This is a genomic window from Calothrix anomala FACHB-343 (assembly GCF_014696435.1).
Lineage (GTDB): Bacteria > Cyanobacteriota > Cyanobacteriia > Cyanobacteriales > Nostocaceae > Aulosira > Aulosira anomala_A.
This window is the reverse complement of the sequence record NZ_JACJQG010000016.1, coordinates 17,119-35,566: the sequence shown is the minus strand read 5'-3', so window position 1 is coordinate 35,566 and position 18,448 is coordinate 17,119. Positions and strand designations below refer to the sequence as shown.

Here is an 18,448-nt window from a genome sequence, read left to right as displayed (position 1 = left end):
ATCAGTAATGGCAGAAAACTCTCAGCCCAGTAACCCGAACAACATTGAAATGAATGTCACTGCTTCTGGTGACAGCAAAGTGACTCAAGTAGGACAGATAAATGCCGCAGAAGTTAAAATTATTGTTGAGCGAATAGAACCAATACTAGAGCGATTCCAACAAATCCCCAAAGCAGAATCGCCTGGGGTTCTCAAGGCTGGGAACCCACAGAAAAGTTTGGCTTATTGGCAAGGACGCAAAACCGAAATTGCCCAAATACAGCAATGGTTAACTGATAACAATACCTTTTTAATTGGCATAGAAGGCATCGGTGGCGCGGGTAAATCGATGCTAGCGGCAAAAATTTATGAAGAAATTGCAGGTTTCCCCAAGCGATTTTGGGCTGATGTGAGTAATGGGGCAAGTTTTAGCGATTTAGCCCGTCAAGTACTCAGTGAATTTGGCTTTCCGGTTCCAGAAGAAGAAGCAAAGTTAGTAGAAGCGCTGGTGAGGTGTTTACGCAGTGGTGAATTTTTACTAATTATTGACAACCTGGAGAGTTTATTACAACCTAATAGACAATGGGGAAGTCTATTCTACGGCGAATTTTTCAACGCTTGGGTAGAATTTGGCGGTAATAGTAAGGTAATAGTTACCACTAGAGAAAGACCAGAACTAAAAGGTTTTGAGTGGCTACCATTGCAAGGTTTGCAAGTAGATGAAGGGGTAGCACTGTTAACAGCATTAGGGATTCGGGGAGATTTAGCGGAGTTTGTCGAATTGGTAGATGGACATCCCCTACTGTTGCGATTGGTAGGTGATTTATTAAAAGAAGAATATTACCAAGACCCAGATTTAAGCAGATTAGCAGACTTAGGCTTAGGGAATTTGCGGCAGTTGTTAACCGATCCTAAAGTAACTGGTCAACATCGCAAGCCAAATGTAGGGATGGTGTTGGTATTAGATGCCAGTTTTAATAGATTGAATGAGTTACAAAAGGCTTTATTGCTGAATATTAGTGTCTATCGTGGTGCGGTTGATAGTGCTGCTGCGGTGGCGGTGTTGCCAGGAAATTCAGCAGCAGAGATTGAAGGAGAATTAAGGAATATTGTTAAGCGTTCTTTGTTGGTAGAAAAACTAAACGGTAAGCGGCGGTTTGAGTTTCAGCCTGTGGTGTTGGAGTATGTGCGGTATCAGGCTGGTGAGCAAACTGAGGCACATCAGCAAGCCATTGAATATTATCGCTCAATTGCTAAACAAAAGCCTTGGAAAACAAAAGATGATGTTAAAGAATACTTAGAAATTTTTCATCACTTTTATCAATTGGAAGATTATAACTCTGCCTTTGATACGCTTTGGGTTTGCGATGATTTTTTATTTTTGCGGGGTTATTATACAGACCAAGTAGAATTATATGAGCAATTGGTAAGTAAATGGCAAGAAATTAGTGATAGAAACAATTGGAATTATCGGGCTTCTCTCACCTCATTGGGCAATGCTTACTTTTCCCTGGGACAGTACCAACGGGCGATAGAGTTCTACCAGCAGTCATTGGATATCAAACGGGACATAGGCGATCGCAATGGCGAAGGTGCTTCCTTAAACAATTTGGGCAGTGCTTACCGTTCCCTGGGACAGTACCAACGGGCGATTGAGTTCTTCCAGCAGTCTTTGGATATCTCTCGGGAGATAGGCGATCGCTTAGGCGAAGGTAATTCCTTGGGCAATTTGGGCAATGCTTACCGTTCCCTGGGACAGTACCAACGGGGGATTGAGTTCCACCAGCAGTCATTGGATATCTTTCGGGAGATTGGCGATCGCGATGGCGAAGGTACTTCCTTGGGCAATTTGGGCAATGCTTACCGTTCCCTGGGAGAGTACCAACGGGCGATGGAGTTCTATCAGCAGTCTTTGGATATCAAACGGGAGATAGGCGATCGCAATGGCGAAGGTATTTCCTTAAACAATTTGGGTAATGCTTACTACTCCCTGGGACAGTACCAACGGGCGATTGAGTTCTACCAGCAGTCTTTGGATATCTTTCGGGAGATAGGCAATCGCTTAGGCGAAGGTAATTCCTTGGGCAATTTGGGCAATGCTTACAACTCCCTGGGACAGTACCAACGGGCGATTGAGTTCTTCCAGCAGTCTTTGGATATCTCTCGGGAGATAGGCGATCGCTTAGGCGAAGGTAATTCCTTGGGCAATTTGGGCAATGCTTACGACTCCCTGAGACAGTACCAACGGGCGATAGAGTTCCACCAGCAGTCATTGGATATCTCACGCGAGATCGGCGATCGCAATGGCGAAGGTAATTCCTTAATAGCTTTAAGCAATGCTTATAATCAGTGTGGCAGAATTCAAGAAGGATTTGCCGCTGTGTATCAAGCCCAGCAGATTTTTGAGGAACTTGAGCTTCCTCTTGAGGCTATGCCTTATCCTCAGTCGCTAAAATCACTAATAAGCTTCGCACAACGTGGGCGGTTACAGTTAATTTTGTGTTTTATTTTCGGGTTCATAGCTTTTCCCTTTGCCTTTGTATGGTTAATTCTGCTGTTTTTATGGCGTTTAATAAGTGCCAAGTTTAGAAGATAAAATCAGATTAAAAGCAACCATTAGGCGGGAGTTTCCCGGCGAGTTTCTGAACTCTTATTTGGAAGATATCAAAAACAATAAATCTGCTACTGGTAAAAAAGCTTGGAAATTATTGAATGATAGTAGATTCAAAAAGTAGCTGTGGAGAACAGGGAATGACAACTGAAACTACAAATAAACTAGAATCATTTTACATTGCTATTATTCTTTATAAATCATCTTCAGACACACCTGATTATCAACCTTTATATCAAGAAAGCTTTGTGCTAATTAAAGCTGCTTCTTTAGAGTCAGCAAAAGACAAGGCTTTAAATCATGGAAACAACGAAAGCGTCAGTTATACAAATGAAAATGGAGAAACTATTACTTGGACTTTACAACAAGTAGTAGATGTTAATTCAGTTTTGTATGATGACTTTGACTCATCTGAGGATGTTGTTGATTTATATACTCGACATTTTCGCAATTATGAGGCTTATCGATCCTTTGAGCCATTATTATCTCAAGAGCAATATTAGGATTTACAGCAGATTGCAAGTTGGTGAGGTACAGATTATCGTTGATTGTAGGGGCACTGGCACTGCCATGCCCCGAAGCGCGTAATCAGGGCTGCTAAAAGCCTCCGGATTTATCTGTGGGGAATGCGTTATATTGAATTAATATATGCGCCATTCCGTCCTATTCCTCCGTGGTAGGCGTAGGTGTAACCGGACTTTGACGCCCAGGACGTTTGCGATCGCTTTTGCGAGTTCCTCCAGCCATCTGATACTCGTGGCTATTATTACCAAACTTATAAGCAATACCACGCAAAAATTTTTCAAAATACTCTGCTAAATCTTGTTCGTTTTCAAGGATTTGGGTTAATAAATTATCGATAGTCGAGAGGGCGCGATTATATACTTTCAGAGATTGTCGCAGGGTTTCAATTTTGTCATTATACCCTTCAACTGTTAACCCTTCGCCTACATCTAAGCTAGAATTAATAGATTCAATACTAGCTAGACGTTTTTCAGCGTTGCTGAGAATCCGTGAACTACGTTTCATTCTTGCCACAATTTGCACCCTATTGCTAAATTTTTCCTAAATCTATAGTGGACAATGATTTCAAAATTCGTCATACGTAAAATTGTGGATTTTTTATGAAATCATGAAAATTTCCGTAATTTAGCTGAATTTATCGGCATCCGATTTGATTATGGAAAAATCTAACTATGGGTAGCATTGTATTCTCGGCTTTGGTGCGTTGCGCTGCGCAACAACACACCCTACTGGCATGGCAAAGCTAAAATGTTGCAAAAAAATGTAGGTTGGGTTGACGTAAGGAAACCCAACACCAGCATCTATGTTGAGTTTCTAAAATTCATGTTGGGTTTCGCAAAGCCTCAACCCAACCTACATCTAATGCACTATTTTAGCTGTGTCAGTCCACTACAAGGAATATCCAATTTTTTAAATACCCAATAAATTTGTAGTGCGAGCGTCTCGCTCGTTGGTGTTCACTCATCGTGCAAGATGCTCGCACTACGGAAATGGAAAAATCTAACTATGAGTTTGAGACTAAGTAAAACACGCAAACGTGAACCCTGAAGTTGATTCAAGGAACCCTGAAGTCGATTCAGACTACGCGAAACACGCAAACGTGAACCCTGAAGTTGATTCAAGGAACCCTGAAGTTGATTCAGACTACGCGAAACACGGAAACGTGAACCCTGAAGTTGATTCAAGGAACCCTGAAGTTGATTTTGGCTTCTTGTAATTGAGAAAGACGAAAAAGCGCCTCTGCGGTTACAGCACCTTCCTGTAAATAGACCACGCTGTAGGGGCACGGCATCAGTAAAATTATTGTATGTACCAAAAGATTATCGGTGCCGTGCCCCTACGATAGATGTGGCTCAAATAGGTGAAATCTGCTGTAAATCAATTATTTTTAAACCGCAGAGTACACAGAGACGCAGAGAAACAATAAATATTCCAGACACCTCAATGCCCCATGCCCCATGCCCCATGCCCAATGCCCCATGCCCAATTAATAATTACTATTGAGCATATTACTCAAAATATTAAAATTCTTGTCTAATCCACCGATAATCTCTTTGAGACTGAGTAAATTTTTTGGCGGGCGAGAAACTAACGAATCTAACTTAATTAAGCTGTCAAAATTTACCTTAATCTCACCTTGCCGTTCAGTTTTACCATCTTGTTGATAAAACTTCACCCCAGCCAATTGCATAATTTTAATCAATTCTTGAGCAATTATTCCATAGCCAAGAGTTGTGGGATGAATCCCATCTAAAGAGAATAACCCGCCTTGGGTGCGCCCATTCGGCCCAGCTAGCAGAAATCGAGAATCAGGTACAGGCTTGAGCGCTTGTATTTCCGGCGGTAATGGGTAAGCACCGCCTACTTCATCCCACCAATTTGGTTTAGCTGTGGGGTCTTGTAAATAACGCCGGGATGCTAATCTATCTAATAATCCCGCCATTTCAAATAAATACCAATCTCTACCTTCAGTACGCGCCTGACGTACTGCATCAATTATATATTCGTTATATTGGTCAATGGCACTATCAATTGCCCTGGCTTCTTGTTGTGTCAGATTTGGGTGTTTTTTGGGGTCAAAATCTTTATCCTGTATCCAGGGTAAAGTATAATAAGGGAAGTATCGCGAACGTGGTTGAACTTTGCTATCGACACCACGGGCAAAGGGTACAATGGTAATATGGGGAACTGTGCCAAAAATTACATGACGGGCGCGGATTTTTTTTACCTCAGCTACTAACTCATCAAGTTCAGCTTTAAAGTGAATTGGACGCCAAACTGTATATTTATCGTTAACTTCCATATCCGCATAGTCAGTATCGCTCCAGGCTACGTTAAAAGTGAGAATACTGCCTAAGGCGTTATTCGCACCGACAATGACAATTAGGGTTTCAATTCCTTCTGTATCTGGCGTACCTTCTTCACCTAAAGCTGCTGCGGCTTGAACTGGGGAAAGTGCTACACCATTACTATCCCTTGCGGAATTTAATACCCGAATCGCTGCCCGATCATTATGATTTTCCACCATTAAGCGGAGAAAATCATCAGTGGGAGGGTGCTTTTTGATCGCATTAAGACAAATATCTGCATTCCGCGATATTGTATTTCGCAAATCCCAGCCATAAACTGCAAGGTTATGGTTTATCCCTTGTTCAATGGGAAACTTTGAACCTTCTCCTCGTTCCCAATAGTTTTCGTTAATATCTAGATATTGGCGAATAAATAAGGCGGCATTAACATACTCTAAGGGGTTAATATTAGAACCAAATTTTTTCTCTAAATCATTGGCTAGACGTTCTAAATTTAATGGCAATCCATCTGTAGGGCTTTTATAACTAGGATAGCGGATTTCGCGCCAACCCAATTCTTTAGCAATAATTGCTGGATATGAAAGTTGCGTATTGAATATAGCGCCACTTTGAAAACCTTGGGTGATGGAATCTCCTATGGTTACTAAGCGATTTTTTGGGGTTCCGGTTTTTGTAATATTAACAGAAATGCCCAAGGTGGGATCTGTAACGGGTTTGGATGGTTGGGGATAAATTCGGACATCATCCGGGGTTTTGGAGTCTCTTAGAGAATTCGCTAGATTTGTCATGGCTTTCTAGTTTATTCAGCAATTTACTGGAGATAGAATACTTTGATTTAGGTAATTAATTCAGTATATATACATAAATCTCTACTAATATTTCCCAATTCTGTAAATTACTTTTACAAATTACTCTGATTTACTTCTGTGATAACAGGGGTGAAATAAGGTGAAAAAAAGCTGCAACTCACCTTTATGATGAATGTGCTTTGTTTGACTCAACACTCTTTTACAGTATTGGACATCACTACAATATCTCCCTTAAGTTGATAAATTGCTAATTGGACAACAATATCTCTGCAAATTAATTTATCTAACAAGTAGCGATCGCATGTCAATTTCTGAGCCAATTAAACAGTTTAGCAAATGGATACAAAGTTTTAACTATCAGATTTTACAAAATATCGATGATGTGAAAGATAAATTTATCTTACCTATGTTTCAGTATCTGGGTTATCCAGATGTTTTAGTAAAAAATAATGCCAACTCAGAAATAAATACAATTTATTTTCAGCCAGATATTGTTGAACCAAATAACACAGACACCGCCCTAGTAATTATTAACATTTACAATCCCCATGTCAGGAATTTATCTCCGGCTATTGTGGCATCTAGGTTAGGTAGTTTTTCTTTAAAAACTCTATTTTTTATCATTACCAATGGCTATGAAATTAAAGTTTTTCAATACTGGCGCTATCGTCCCGCATATTGTTTATTTGATATCACTATAAATGATTTACGCCATCAAGAACTATCAGCAGAGCTTTATCAAGCGCTAAATTTTCACCATGTTAGCTTGATGAATAAAAATCTCGATAATTTCTTTACATTTCAACATCATAACTTGTTAGAGAAGCATCTTAGACGTTATACATATTGGCAAGATTTATTAAGTAAAACTGATTTTCAACCAGAAGTTACTAAAAAAGCTAATCAATTGCTTGTCGTGAAACCAAAAATAGCAATTAAATGTAATTTACCTCAATTATCTAGTCCAGGCGATTGTGAAATTGAATTTAGTAACATCCTGTTTAGAGGTATAAAAATTAGTCTGAATCATCGCCAGATTTTAAGTAAACTGATGATTGGACTGAATACTCAACCTCATTGGCAATGTCGCCCTTTTCTCAGACAGGTAGATAACAATATTTTTGAGGCTGTTTTAGGGGAGACTACAATAATTTTGTCAGAATTGGAAGCGATAGATTTATGTTTATGTATTGATGAAATTTGCCGAGAATACAAAAAATTACTTATCGATTTTGAGAATGTCTTAGAAACTTGGGAATTTGAATTTGTGGAATTTGCAGGTATTCGCGGTTTTAAGATTTGTGATGTAGATCCAAAGCTTTGGGAGCTAATGTATAAGTTTGCTCATGAGTTTACTTACTACAAAGGTAAATCGGAATGGCATTTATTTTACCACGATAATTTTTCGCTTCGCCTCAGTCAAGGAATTCGCGATCGCGCTTTGATTACACCAAAGGCTAGCGGCTATTGTTCTTTATTACCTTATCCGAAAATAAGTATTATATATAATATCAATGAGATACATTTACAATCTTTAGGTAAAGCCGCAGAAAATGCTTGGCAAAAAAATCTAGGTGCCCAAGGAACATGGACGGCTAAATATACTCAACAATGGTTATTAGAAAAGTATATTCCTCAAGTTATTAATTATTATTCCCAGCAGGCGCACTTTTCTGTAAATGAGATAGTAACAGCAATCAAAACTGCTCAACCCAAGCGGATTGAGATTTTAGGAATTGATGATATTAAAAATTTCTTGCCCTATTTGCGAGATATTCAATCTTGGTTTAATTTATATAAAGAAAATCTTGCTGCTGTCCGATTACGCTTATATTATCGCACATTTACAAATTTAGTCCGCAATACCGACTCTAGTATCAATGGTATGGATTATCTGATTGCCAATCTACAGAAAATAGATTGGCAGAATTCGCCAGGTATAGCTGACAGTAAGATATCTCTCTATAGAAAATTTTCTAGTTTTAAAAATGTCATAAATTGTTTGGATGAGCAAGTAACGAGAATAAATAATCAGGAATATGAAAAAAGTATAAATGCAGATTTAATGACGCGGATATTTATTTGGATTATGGAAAATGGCAAAATTAGCTATTCACAACCGCAAATGAATGCAGCAAAACAAGCATTACTTACTCTATGGGAAGAATGCAGGTTTGAAATGCGTTATGTATTTTTTTAGAGTTCGGTGCAATCAAAATACTGGTGATGGCTGTCATTTGTCATTTGTCATTGGTCATTTGTCATTGGTAAAGGGTTCAACTTGATTAGACTTCGTACAAAAATCCTTATAGCATATTACAGGTAAATGAGGTATGCGCTTCGGGGCATGGCAGTGCCAGTGCCCCTACAATCAACTATCATCTGTACCTCACCAACTGGCAATCTGCTGTAATTTTTTGGGAAAATATATAACTAAAAAAACTCTGCGTACCTTTGCGTAACTTTGCGTTAAATAAAATTAGAATATAAAAATTATAGTACATTAATACTAAAGATATGATAAAAAGTTGTATCATTAATACAGCATCTTAAAAGCGGGTGCTATGCCTAAACGCCTTTTAGTAGTCGAATCTCCCGGTAAAGTCAAAAAACTCAGTGAAATTCTCGGTGCTGAGTGGATTGTGCGCGCCAGTTGCGGACATATTCGCGAACTCAGCGACCAAGGTGAAGATGCGCTGGGATTTAGTATGGATGGGAGTCATGTACAATGTAACTATGTCCCTCGTGACCAACGTTCTAAAGAAACTATTCAGCAATTGAAGACTGTAGCTAAACAAGTCAGTGAAGTGATTTTAGCTACAGATCCCGATAGAGAAGGGGAAACAATTGCTTGGCATTTGAAAGAAGTGCTAGGTTTAAGAGAAGCCAAGCGGGTAGTCTATACAGAAATTACCGCATCGGCGGTGCGCAGTGCGATCGCAAATCCGCGCAAACTTGACTTAAATTTAGTAGGTGCGGGTTTGTGTCGAGATTGTTTAGATAAATTAGTCGGTTATAAAGGTAGTCCCCTACTTTGGGCGTTAAATAATGGTGCTAAAAGTGTCGGCAGGGTTCAAAGTGCCACATTACACCTAATATGTCAGCGAGAACGCGAGATTCAATCTTTTGTACCCCAAGATTACTGGAGTGTCTGGGTAGATTATGCAGAGGGATTTCGGGCGTTTTATCTGGGAACGGCGAATGCACCCCAAGAAACTCAGCAGGAAAATGAGGTACATGATGATACCAAGATTAATAATCAAACAGCACCAGAATCAACGCGGGTACTTTCCGAAGCTGAAGCTAACCGCTTAGTGGAAGCAGCAAAACGCCATCCCCACCAAGTTGTGCAATATGAGGGGAAAATTAATAATCGCCAACCACCACCAGCTTTTATCACTTCCACCTTACAACAAGCTGCGGGTTCGCGGTTGCGCTTTACGCCAGAAAAAACTATGCAGGTAGCGCAAAAGCTGTATGAAGCGGGGTTGATTACTTATATGCGCACGGATTCGGTGATGTTAAGTCCAGAATTTTGTGAAAGTGCGCGACAGTGGTTAGAACAAAACGATCCGCAGAATGTACCCCAGCGTACTGCTAGACATCGTAGCAGTAAAACTGCCCAAGAAGCTCATGAAGCGATTCGCCCTACCGATGTATTTCGCCCTTCCGCAGAGTTACGAGTGCAATTGCCTGCTGACGAGTTTAACTTATATGTTTTAATTTGGAAAAGAGCGATCGCATCTCAATGTCGCCCAGCCCAATTACGCAAAACCAAAGTTATCACAAAATCTGGCGAAATTTTCTGGCAAGCTAGAGGGCAAGTAGTCGAATTTTTAGGCTATGCACGCTACTGGCCGAATTTGGGTAAGGATACCATTTTACCAGCCTTACAACAGGGACAAATGCTAACTTTAGCAGATGCCGGTCACGAGAAAAAGCAAACCCAACCGCCACCACGCTACAGCGAACCCAAATTAGTGCAATTAATGGAGCGTAAAGGCATAGGTCGCCCTAGTACCTATTCTCCCACCATTGCCACATTGAAAAAGCGAGATTATATCCAAGTCACAAAAGAAATTATTCAGCCAACAGCATTAGGGTTAGAAGTTGACGTTTTCTTACAAAAAGCCCTACCCGATTTACTAGAGGCAGAGTTTACCGCGAAAATGGAAGATGCCCTAGATGCGATCGCATCAGGAAAACAACCTTGGCAGCAATATCTTACCAGTTGGAATCAAAATTATTTTGCACCAGCCTTAGCTAAAGCTAAAACTGTAGTTGTAACTTCCGGAAATGGAAGCAAAACTGCTGCTGTTGCTGAACGTAAATTTGAAACTTCTCGAACTCGTTGCCCGGATTGTAATAATTGTCTCGCCAAAATTCCTAGCAGTAAAGTTAAAAAGAAATACTTTTTGAAATGTCAAAGTGGCTGTGAAAATGTAGTCTTATTTTGGAACGAATTGAAAAAAGCTTGGGAAGCACCGCGCATTCAAGAAAAAGCCACTAAGGAAGAAAAGCCTCCCAGCAAAATTACCACATATTCCTGTCCGGTATGTAAAAAGTTTTTAGAGGAATATAGTTATACTAAAGATGGACAAAATAAAACCATGTTGCGCTGTTCTCAACCTCAGTCACGCCAGGATAAAAAGCATAAAGATGTGGCTTTCTTTCATACACAAAAAGGTTGGTGGAGTCCTAAATATGGGGAATTGAAATCTTGAGGATGAAGGGGATCTAAGTCTTGGCGTTCTTGGCGTCTTCTCTCCGAGACGCTTCGCGTTGGCGGAAGCCTCTCGAAGAGAAGGCGGTTTAATCTAATAAGATTATTCCTGATTGTTGCAGGGTTGCATAAATGAAATTTAAACGCAAAGGTACGCAAAAGTACGCGCAGAGGTACGCGGAGAATTGGTGACTAATTAATGTCTGCTCTCTGTAATTGAAATCTTGAGAATGAAGGGAATCTAATTCTTGGCGTACTTGGCGTCTTCTCTCCGAGACGCTTCGCGTTGGCGGAAGCCTCTCGAAGAGAAGGCGGTTTAATCTAATAAGATTATTCCTGATTGTTGCAGGGTTGCATAAATGAAATTTAAACGCAAAGGTACGCAAAGGTAAGCGCAAAGGTACGCGGAGAATTGGCGACTGATTAATGTTTAAGTACAGAGAGAGGAAATAAAAGACTAAGGAATCGGCCACCAGCGCAAAGTATGATGTAAGCGCGATCGCTCGTTTAACCGCCACCAAACTGCTAAAGTTAGTTGGCGAGATATCTTTTCTGTAGTTCCCAGCTTATCAACAGGGTAAAGAAACCAGCACACCCGCAAACAGCGCGGAGAATCATAAGCTAACAGCCAGGTTTTTTCGTAACGCAGCAAATCCCTTACCCAAACCGGCTCAATTTTCTGGGTTTGGATGAAATTAGCAAATGCGATCGCATCTAGGCGATGTTTCTTGATACCCTGGGGGATATAAGTTTCCGCATATCGCCAAAATAAATCGTTGAAATTTTTCCCCAATACCTTTGCTGTACCTGGTAAGAGTTCGCGCACCTCTCCTAACCGTTTCCACTTGAGAGAATTCGCAAACATATTTACCTGTTCGCTAGAAATTGCAGCTAATTCCTGTATCTGTGGTTCAGTTAATCCCAACTCTGCACCCACACTTTGCGGATTAGCAAAAAAACGCTGTCTCAATTGTGAATTAGTATAAAGTTGGGCTAAAACTTGCTGTGTTTGTGCTAACCCCATCGCTGATGACTCCTACCGATTTCTCTAGCTTGTTGTAGTTCTCCCACTAATTCGCTAAATAATGGCAAATTTTCATCTCTTTCTAATACAATCCCTTTTACCGGAACCTGAGCAACAACTTTATCCATCAATTGCCAAACTTCCACCGGGGTAGATTGAGAATGACTGTCAATCAATACACCATCATGCCAATGTCCGCCGACAAAATGCAACTGAACTATCCGTTCTAAAGGTAATTGATTGAGAAAATCATCGATGTTATAGCCATGATTGACAGCATTAGTATGCAGGTTTGTCACATCTAACAGCAAGCCACAATCAGCGCGTTCTACTATTTCCGCTAAAAACTGAGCTTCTGTCATCTCCGCACCGGGAAGCGTCACCATATAAGTGATATTTTCCACAATAAACGGCATATCAATCCAACGCCGCACCTCAGCGATATTCCGACAGACAACTTCTACTGCTTCTTGAGTATAAGGTAGGGGTGATAAATGTCCGATATCCACCCCACCAGCTTGAGTAAAACAAATATGTTCGCTCCACCAAGGCGGGTTAAGCTGTTTTACTAGTGCTGCTAGTTTCCGCAAATAATCTACATCCAAACCTTCAGCACTACCCAATGATAAATTAATAGCATGGGGAATTATCGGGAAATGTGCCGCCAGTAGTTCTAATTCCTGTTGTTTGTGCCAAGGTGAATCTAGATAATGTTCAGCAACAATTTCCAGAAAATCTACTTGCTGGCGGTTAAGAAACAAATCGCTTTTAAATGGTTGGCGAAAACCTAACCCCGTGCCTAAAGTTGGAAGCTGAGATAATATCATTTCCGGAGATAAAACAGATTATTGCAACAAAACTTTGTATATAATGGCTATAAAACCATTAGTAAGGGCGAGTTTCCTTACTTCACGCCTAGAATACCGATTCAGTATTCACAATTGTGGCTAAGATTAGGTAAAAATTCAGAAAAACGAACCACAAAGACGCAAAGAACACGAAGTAAAGAGTTATGGAAGAGATTATGCTAACTACTATTTTGATCTTCTAATTTGCTTAAAAAATAATCTAAAATTTCCTCTAAATCTTGAGTGGATTCTCACGCGCTTTTCGTATTTTCTCAGTTAATCGCGCCATTACTACTTCACCATCAACCACTTCTCCACGTTCGATTTGAGCAAGTCCAATCGCTATTTTTTGACGGGTTTCTTCTTCCCATTCTTGATAGCCTTTTTCCCATTCCTCTAGTAGTTTTAGAGCTTTGGCAATCACATCGTCCGCATTTTCATATCTACCAGTTGCCATTTGCGCTTGAATAAATTGCTCGTGTTCAGGTTTAAGTTGAATATACATATTTTCTAACTTGAAAATGGGCATTGGGTATAGGGCATTGGGGATAGGAAAGATAGATTTTCATGCCTGGTTGTGCCAAAATTTAGTATCAATGACTAACTTGAGATAATTAGTACCATCTTTTGCAACCTTCTCCAAGTTTTTGCCCTGATACAATCAACGGAAACATAGCTTTTGTTACCTTAATTGTATCTAATTGCTTGCATTGTGGTGTTTCGTCGCGTCCAGCGTTATGCACCCCTCCCTTAACGAAGTCGGGAGGGGAATTTCGCCAATTTGCTTAAATCTTGCTAACCTCCGCAACCACCGCCACAACCACCACAACCACCACCGCAGGAACTACCGCAGGAACTCCCGCTACTACAGGAACTACTACTACTGCAAGAACTACCGCAGCTGCTACTGCTACAGGAACTACCGTTAGAGTTGTTTTGTCTGCTAGTGCTACTAGAGAATCTTGTGGGAAAGAAGATTTTGTAATATGAGTCGTAGGTAGTACCAGCTAATGCTTCCACACCAAATAGTGCGACGACCAAGTTATAGTCAAATGCAGAAGGTAAGCTATATTTTACCTTGGTTTTCGATTCAGCAAAGGTTTGTTGCAGTTGTTTGAGGTAGGCTTCACCGCGAATACTTAAACGCGATCGCCTACTCGCAAACCATATAATAAACATAATTGACAGGACAGCCATCACAATCAGAAACCCTACATTATGCCGTCCTTTTCCTAAAGCGATGAAGAGTTTATACGCCCCTAAACTCAAAATTATTGTCGCTGCAATCAAGCCAACTTGAATATTTGCTGCTTGCCATTGTTGATTATATAGTAATTGCTCATTGTCTAACTGCCCTTCGTAAATTTGGCAGTAAGACTGCACTTTTGCGGCTATTGACTCTAAAGATTTGGTTCCAGGATGAGAAGAAAAGCTAGCAAGAACCTCACGTTCTATCGGCTGTAGCTCAGATAAATTATCTTTCGATGTGCGCCTAATTAATTGTTCCGAAACTTGTAAATAATCCCTCTGAATTAAATTCAAAATCGCTACTTTTACAACTTCTACCGCACCCGAACGTAAGTAAGCAATTTCATAGGGATCTGGTTGACTGGGAATTAAAGGTAAAGATTGATTTTTTGTCGGATCTTGTACAAACCATCCACAGACGATTGTGATCAAGATAATAACACTGCCATACAACAGTAGAAAATCCGGCCCGTACATATCTGCTATAGGATTATGTAGCAAGGCATCCATAAAGTTTACTCCCGATTGGCATCAATCAACTTCTGGGCTGGCAACAAAAGCCCTATGTTTATTCACGCTGGTCTATTTCTACAATTCCATTCCCAAGCTTTACGGAAATATTTTAGGATACTGTTGAGCATTGACCATTGACTATTGACTATTGACTATTGACAATAGGTAACTTAGCCCCACAACTTTTACAAAACCTTGCATCTGCATCGTGAAAAGCTAAACCACAATTCGTGCAAATAGTTTCTACCTGATTAGCAGTTTTTACCAATCGCTTAATTAAATCACCAACTTGCCAAGGTATTAATGCAATCCCTGTCAAAATCATAAATACTGTTAACCAACGCCCTAATTCTGAAGCTGGTGTGACATCACCAAAGCCTACAGTTGTCATTGTTACTATGGAGAAATATAAGGCATCTAAAAAAGTTGCAAAACCCTGGGGATTAACTGGATGTTCAACTTGATAAATTAACCCAGAATAAACAAATATAATGGCAAATAAAGTAAATAATATCCGGGCAAAGATGACCCCATCTTCAGTACTGATACTACCAAAGAAAAACCTTCTGTCAATAAATCTAATTAACCTTAAAATTCTGAACCACCGCAGCAAGCGAATAAAGCTCAGATCCACTGCTCCCAGAAAAAAAGGTAAAATCGCTATTAAATCAATAATCGAGTATAAACTCAAAAAATACTTAACCTTATTTTCCGCACTCCACAGCCGCAAAACATATTCAACGACAAAAATTATAAAAATAGCAGTATCGACAATATTTAACTGAAACCGAATATTATCAGGAATATTATAAGTTTCTGCCACAAAAATTCCTGATGATAATAGTACCAATCCCGCAATAGTTAAATTAATTATTTGCCCGATTGGTGTCTCTATATCTGTTAAGTAAAATTCAGTTTTTTCTCTACTAAGTAACATATTTAACAATTAGCTATTTTTCTAACTTGCGTAGCATAACATTGAAAATACGGTATTCTTAACTAGGATATTTCACACCCCCCACACTTATATGCAACCTGAAGACTTTATGCATCTAGCACTAATAGAAGCCAAAAAAGGTGATTCCCCTTATGGTGCCGTTATTGTCAAAGATAACGAAATCGTCGCCGTAGGTCATAATACTGTAAGACGAGATAACGATCCATCGGCTCACGCAGAAATCAATGTTATTCGTAGTTTAACAGCTAAAATTAAAAAGCCTGATTTAACAGGTTATACCATCTATACCACTGGCGAACCTTGTCCGATGTGCGCCACAGCTTGCGTTTGGAGTGGTATATCAGAAATTATCTATGGTGCTTCAATTCAAGATTTGATTTCTGTGAATCAATCACAAATTGATATTTCTTGTGAAGAAGTTATATCTAAGTCGTTTAGAAATATCAAAGTGACTAAAGGTATTTTAAAAAATGAATGTTTGGAATTATTTAAATAAACGTCGCTTGCGCCTAAATTTATCAACGCCAGCTACGCAGTTTTTTTAACTGAAAAATTACGGGTTACGAAATTCGCCAATAACTTCAATGTAACCCACAATATTACTGTTTAAATCTTCTAACTCTTCAGCAGGAATCCACCATTCTGTATGGTGAGATGCACCTACTTGATGAATGTCGTATTTATCCATGAATAACTTTTTAACTTGAAAGCGGGTAACATAACCTACCCCGCTATCCCTGACATTCCATTTAGTAGCAATTTCCTTAGCATATTGCTCGTTAGTAACTGGGTAAAAAATCGGCTGTTCGGGTAATCTTGGCGGCCATTTAGTATAACCGCTTTGCTTGACTAATTCTAATTCTTTTGGGCTAGTAGGACGATATAAGGTTACGGTTTCATCCATAGTAATTATTATATAAAATTTCTGAAATAAGTTATATTTTATTGCTGAATATTTCAACTCTTAATTTAAGTTTAATCGGACTCATTTAAATAAGATAAATATGTATTAGCAAAAATTGCTGCTTGAGTGCGATCGCGTAAATTTAGCCGATTTAACATATTTGTAACATGGTTCTTCACCGTCCCCTCAGAAATGTAAAGTTGTTTAGCAATTTCGCGGTTACTCGCACCTTGCGCAATTAACCGTAAAACTTCTTTCTCTCGCGGAGTTAATTCTGCCAAACTCGGCGGTATAGGTGGTGATTGAGTTGCTTCTAAACTGGGAAACTGAGTTAACAATTTTTGGACGATTCCCGGCCCTAGTTGAGTATAACCTTTATCTACAGCACGAATAGCTTCAGCTAATTCTTCTGAAGGGGTATCTTTCAATAAATAACCCATCGCGCCATTTTGTAGTGCAGCTTTCACATATTCATCATCGTCAAAAGTAGTTAATACTAAAATCTTAATATTACTAAACCGCTTGTGAATTTCTCGCGTAGCTGCAACACCATCCATAATTGGCATTCTCATATCCATTAATACTACATCTGGCTGTAATTTCTCAATTAAATTAACCGCCATTTGTCCATTTTCAGCTTCTCCGACTATTTCTAAATCTGCTTCCAGTTCTAATAATGCTTTTAATCCTTGACGAATTAAACTTTGGTCATCTACAAGTAATACTTTAATCATCTACTTAACCTAATATGGGGGATATCTACTATAATTTTACAACCATGCCCAGGAGTACTAATAATATTAAATACACCACCCACAGCTAAAGTGCGATCGCGCATACTCTGCAAGCCAAAACCGGTGGTATTTTGCCGAAAATCAAAGCCTACGCCATTATCCTGGACACTTAAACGTAAATTTCTCGGACTTTCTTCAATTTCTATCCTAACTTCTGTTGCTTTCGCGTATTTAGAAATATTCGTCAACGATTCTTGGAGAATGCGGTAAATCGTAGTTTTCAGTTCATTAGAAAGAGAAGTTTCTAAATTAATTACACAAATTGGTGAAAACCCATTTGCATGTTGGAAATCGTCTAATAATCCGGGAATCGCCTGTTCTAAAGATTTCTCTTGCAAAGGATGAGAACGCATAGTAGAGACAGATTGTCTGACATCTTGTAAAGCTTTAGAACCTAATTCTTTTGCTCTGACTAAAAAACTGTGAGCTTTACTAGGGTTAGATTGGGAAAGTTTTAAAGCAGTTTCTAATTGTAAATTTAACGCCGTCAGCGAATGTCCTAAAGAATCATGAATTTCTCTAGCAATGCGGTTACGTTCTTCTAAAGTTGCTTGATTTTCAATTCTCACAGCATATTGACGCAGCTTCTCATTTGCTAGTGCTAATTCTTCCCGACTTTGACGTTCAGATAATACCGTATTCATCAATAGTAAAACGAAAATTAAACTTAGCCCAAATAATAAAGATAAACTCAAAGTAAAATATTGAAAGCGTTCTAAAGCTTGCGGTGATAGCGGAAAATTGTGTAAGCGCCGTTTGAGTGTCAGCAAAAATAAAATAAACGAAATAGCCGTAACTACTAAACGTCCTGGTAAATTAAAAATTAAGCAACTGCGAGTTACTAAAATAATATATATAAAAGGGAATAAGCGCGAAATTCTACCACCAATAAACCCAGTAATTAAAATTAAAACTATTTCCGCAGCAGTATAGATAACTTTAGCTATTTGGCTACCAGTTGGTAATCTTAAACCCATTAAACCAAAAACAATCAAACAACCAGTAGAAATAATTAAACTTTCTGGCGTGGGTTCGGGAAACCTAGCAGCAAATCGCGGTGGTGGTGCGGGATTTGGCATCACAGCCGTTATAGTAGCGATCGCTAATAATATCCACTCTAAATAAAGTAAAAATTTAAAAGGGTGATTGTGTAATTGGATAGAACGTTTCATATAGGTAATTTAGCGTAAATATATATCCTTA

The 18,448-nt window shown here is 39.3% G+C and carries 16 protein-coding genes; 6 read left to right on the top strand and 10 right to left on the bottom strand.

Annotation, left to right across the window (positions count from 1 at the left end; translation table 11 throughout):
- Positions 1-7 precede the first annotated feature (7 nt).
- Both H6G08_RS11335 and H6G08_RS11330 read left to right on the top strand, forming a co-directional pair.
- Entirely contained in the window at positions 8-2,575 is a 2,568-nt protein-coding gene (locus H6G08_RS11335) for a tetratricopeptide repeat protein (RefSeq protein ID WP_190541880.1), read from the top strand.
- Positions 2,576-2,730: 155 nt separating this feature from the next.
- On the top strand, positions 2,731-3,093 hold the full coding sequence (locus H6G08_RS11330) for a DUF4288 domain-containing protein (RefSeq protein ID WP_190541878.1): 363 nt from the start codon (positions 2,731-2,733) through the stop codon (positions 3,091-3,093).
- Positions 3,094-3,253: 160 nt separating this feature from the next.
- On the opposite strand, the gene H6G08_RS11325 is transcribed toward H6G08_RS11330, so the two are convergent.
- A complete protein-coding gene (locus tag H6G08_RS11325) occupies positions 3,254-3,619 on the bottom strand; it encodes a hypothetical protein (RefSeq protein ID WP_199322506.1) in 366 nt (121 codons plus the stop codon).
- Between the two features lie 532 nt (positions 3,620-4,151).
- Between H6G08_RS11325 and H6G08_RS11320 the strand changes: the two genes are divergently transcribed.
- The gene (locus H6G08_RS11320; RefSeq protein WP_190541873.1) at positions 4,152-4,331 is read left to right on the top strand and encodes a hypothetical protein; all 180 of its coding nucleotides are present in this window, start codon (positions 4,152-4,154) and stop codon (positions 4,329-4,331) included.
- 270 nt (positions 4,332-4,601) lie between these two features.
- Here the strand turns inward: H6G08_RS11320 and H6G08_RS11315 are convergent, their stop codons facing one another.
- Positions 4,602-6,212 carry an SGNH/GDSL hydrolase family protein gene (locus tag H6G08_RS11315; RefSeq protein WP_190541870.1) on the bottom strand — a complete coding sequence of 537 codons (1,611 nt, stop codon included), beginning with the start codon at positions 6,210-6,212 and terminating at the stop codon, positions 4,602-4,604.
- Between the two features lie 265 nt (positions 6,213-6,477).
- Between H6G08_RS11315 and H6G08_RS11310 the strand changes: the two genes are divergently transcribed.
- On the top strand, positions 6,478-8,433 hold the full coding sequence (locus H6G08_RS11310; protein ID WP_242046129.1) for a hypothetical protein: 1,956 nt from the start codon (positions 6,478-6,480) through the stop codon (positions 8,431-8,433).
- 364 nt (positions 8,434-8,797) lie between these two features.
- The gene (topA, locus tag H6G08_RS11305) at positions 8,798-10,957 is read left to right on the top strand and encodes a type I DNA topoisomerase (protein WP_190541867.1); all 2,160 of its coding nucleotides are present in this window, start codon (positions 8,798-8,800) and stop codon (positions 10,955-10,957) included.
- Between the two features lie 456 nt (positions 10,958-11,413).
- Here topA and H6G08_RS11300 read toward each other — a convergent pair whose 3' ends face one another.
- The 5 genes from H6G08_RS11300 to H6G08_RS11280 form a co-directional block, all read right to left on the bottom strand.
- Positions 11,414-11,980 (bottom strand): hypothetical protein, encoded by a 567-nt coding sequence (locus tag H6G08_RS11300; RefSeq protein ID WP_190541865.1) that lies wholly within the window; start codon positions 11,978-11,980, stop codon positions 11,414-11,416.
- Positions 11,971-12,807, bottom strand: a complete 837-nt coding sequence (locus H6G08_RS11295) for an MbnB/TglH/ChrH family RiPP precursor modification enzyme (RefSeq protein WP_190541862.1) — start codon at positions 12,805-12,807, stop codon at positions 11,971-11,973. Before H6G08_RS11295 ends, H6G08_RS11300 begins: the two co-directional genes overlap by 10 nt.
- 253 nt (positions 12,808-13,060) lie before the next feature.
- The gene (locus H6G08_RS11290) at positions 13,061-13,333 is read right to left on the bottom strand and encodes a ribbon-helix-helix domain-containing protein (RefSeq protein ID WP_190542150.1); all 273 of its coding nucleotides are present in this window, start codon (positions 13,331-13,333) and stop codon (positions 13,061-13,063) included.
- Between the two features lie 290 nt (positions 13,334-13,623).
- Entirely contained in the window at positions 13,624-14,586 is a 963-nt protein-coding gene (locus H6G08_RS11285) for a TIGR04222 domain-containing membrane protein (protein ID WP_190541860.1), read from the bottom strand.
- A gap of 148 nt (positions 14,587-14,734) precedes the next feature.
- Positions 14,735-15,526, bottom strand: coding sequence for an ion transporter (locus H6G08_RS11280; protein WP_190541857.1), 792 nt, complete (start codon positions 15,524-15,526; stop codon positions 14,735-14,737).
- 91 nt (positions 15,527-15,617) lie between these two features.
- On the opposite strand from H6G08_RS11280, the gene H6G08_RS11275 reads away from it, so the two are divergent.
- Entirely contained in the window at positions 15,618-16,043 is a 426-nt protein-coding gene (locus H6G08_RS11275; protein WP_190541854.1) for a nucleoside deaminase, read from the top strand.
- 57 nt (positions 16,044-16,100) lie between these two features.
- On the opposite strand, the gene H6G08_RS11270 is transcribed toward H6G08_RS11275, so the two are convergent.
- The 3 genes from H6G08_RS11270 to H6G08_RS11260 all read right to left on the bottom strand — a co-directional run bounded on the left by H6G08_RS11270 (position 16,101) and on the right by H6G08_RS11260 (position 18,417).
- Positions 16,101-16,451, bottom strand: a complete 351-nt coding sequence (locus H6G08_RS11270) for a hypothetical protein (protein ID WP_190541850.1) — start codon at positions 16,449-16,451, stop codon at positions 16,101-16,103.
- A gap of 71 nt (positions 16,452-16,522) precedes the next feature.
- Complete coding sequence (locus H6G08_RS11265) at positions 16,523-17,185, bottom strand: response regulator (protein WP_190541847.1); 663 nt, start codon at positions 17,183-17,185, stop codon at positions 16,523-16,525.
- A complete protein-coding gene (locus tag H6G08_RS11260) occupies positions 17,182-18,417 on the bottom strand; it encodes a sensor histidine kinase (RefSeq protein WP_190541844.1) in 1,236 nt (411 codons plus the stop codon). Before H6G08_RS11260 ends, H6G08_RS11265 begins: the two co-directional genes overlap by 4 nt.
- Positions 18,418-18,448 lie beyond the last annotated feature (31 nt).

Coding starts and splice junctions, on each gene's coding strand:
- H6G08_RS11335 (WP_190541880.1), top strand. CDS start 8: ATGGCAGAAAACTCTCAGCCCAGTAACCCGAACAACATTGAAATGAAT.
- H6G08_RS11330 (WP_190541878.1), top strand. CDS start 2,731: ATGACAACTGAAACTACAAATAAACTAGAATCATTTTACATTGCTATT.
- H6G08_RS11325 (WP_199322506.1), bottom strand. CDS start 3,619: ATGAAACGTAGTTCACGGATTCTCAGCAACGCTGAAAAACGTCTAGCT.
- H6G08_RS11315 (WP_190541870.1), bottom strand. CDS start 6,212: ATGACAAATCTAGCGAATTCTCTAAGAGACTCCAAAACCCCGGATGAT.
- topA (WP_190541867.1), top strand. CDS start 8,798: ATGCCTAAACGCCTTTTAGTAGTCGAATCTCCCGGTAAAGTCAAAAAA.
- H6G08_RS11300 (WP_190541865.1), bottom strand. CDS start 11,980: ATGGGGTTAGCACAAACACAGCAAGTTTTAGCCCAACTTTATACTAAT.
- H6G08_RS11295 (WP_190541862.1), bottom strand. CDS start 12,807: ATGATATTATCTCAGCTTCCAACTTTAGGCACGGGGTTAGGTTTTCGC.
- H6G08_RS11290 (WP_190542150.1), bottom strand. CDS start 13,333: ATGTATATTCAACTTAAACCTGAACACGAGCAATTTATTCAAGCGCAA.
- H6G08_RS11285 (WP_190541860.1), bottom strand. CDS start 14,586: ATGGATGCCTTGCTACATAATCCTATAGCAGATATGTACGGGCCGGAT.
- H6G08_RS11280 (WP_190541857.1), bottom strand. CDS start 15,526: ATGTTACTTAGTAGAGAAAAAACTGAATTTTACTTAACAGATATAGAG.
- H6G08_RS11275 (WP_190541854.1), top strand. CDS start 15,618: ATGCAACCTGAAGACTTTATGCATCTAGCACTAATAGAAGCCAAAAAA.
- H6G08_RS11270 (WP_190541850.1), bottom strand. CDS start 16,451: ATGGATGAAACCGTAACCTTATATCGTCCTACTAGCCCAAAAGAATTA.
- H6G08_RS11265 (WP_190541847.1), bottom strand. CDS start 17,185: ATGATTAAAGTATTACTTGTAGATGACCAAAGTTTAATTCGTCAAGGA.
- H6G08_RS11260 (WP_190541844.1), bottom strand. CDS start 18,417: ATGAAACGTTCTATCCAATTACACAATCACCCTTTTAAATTTTTACTT.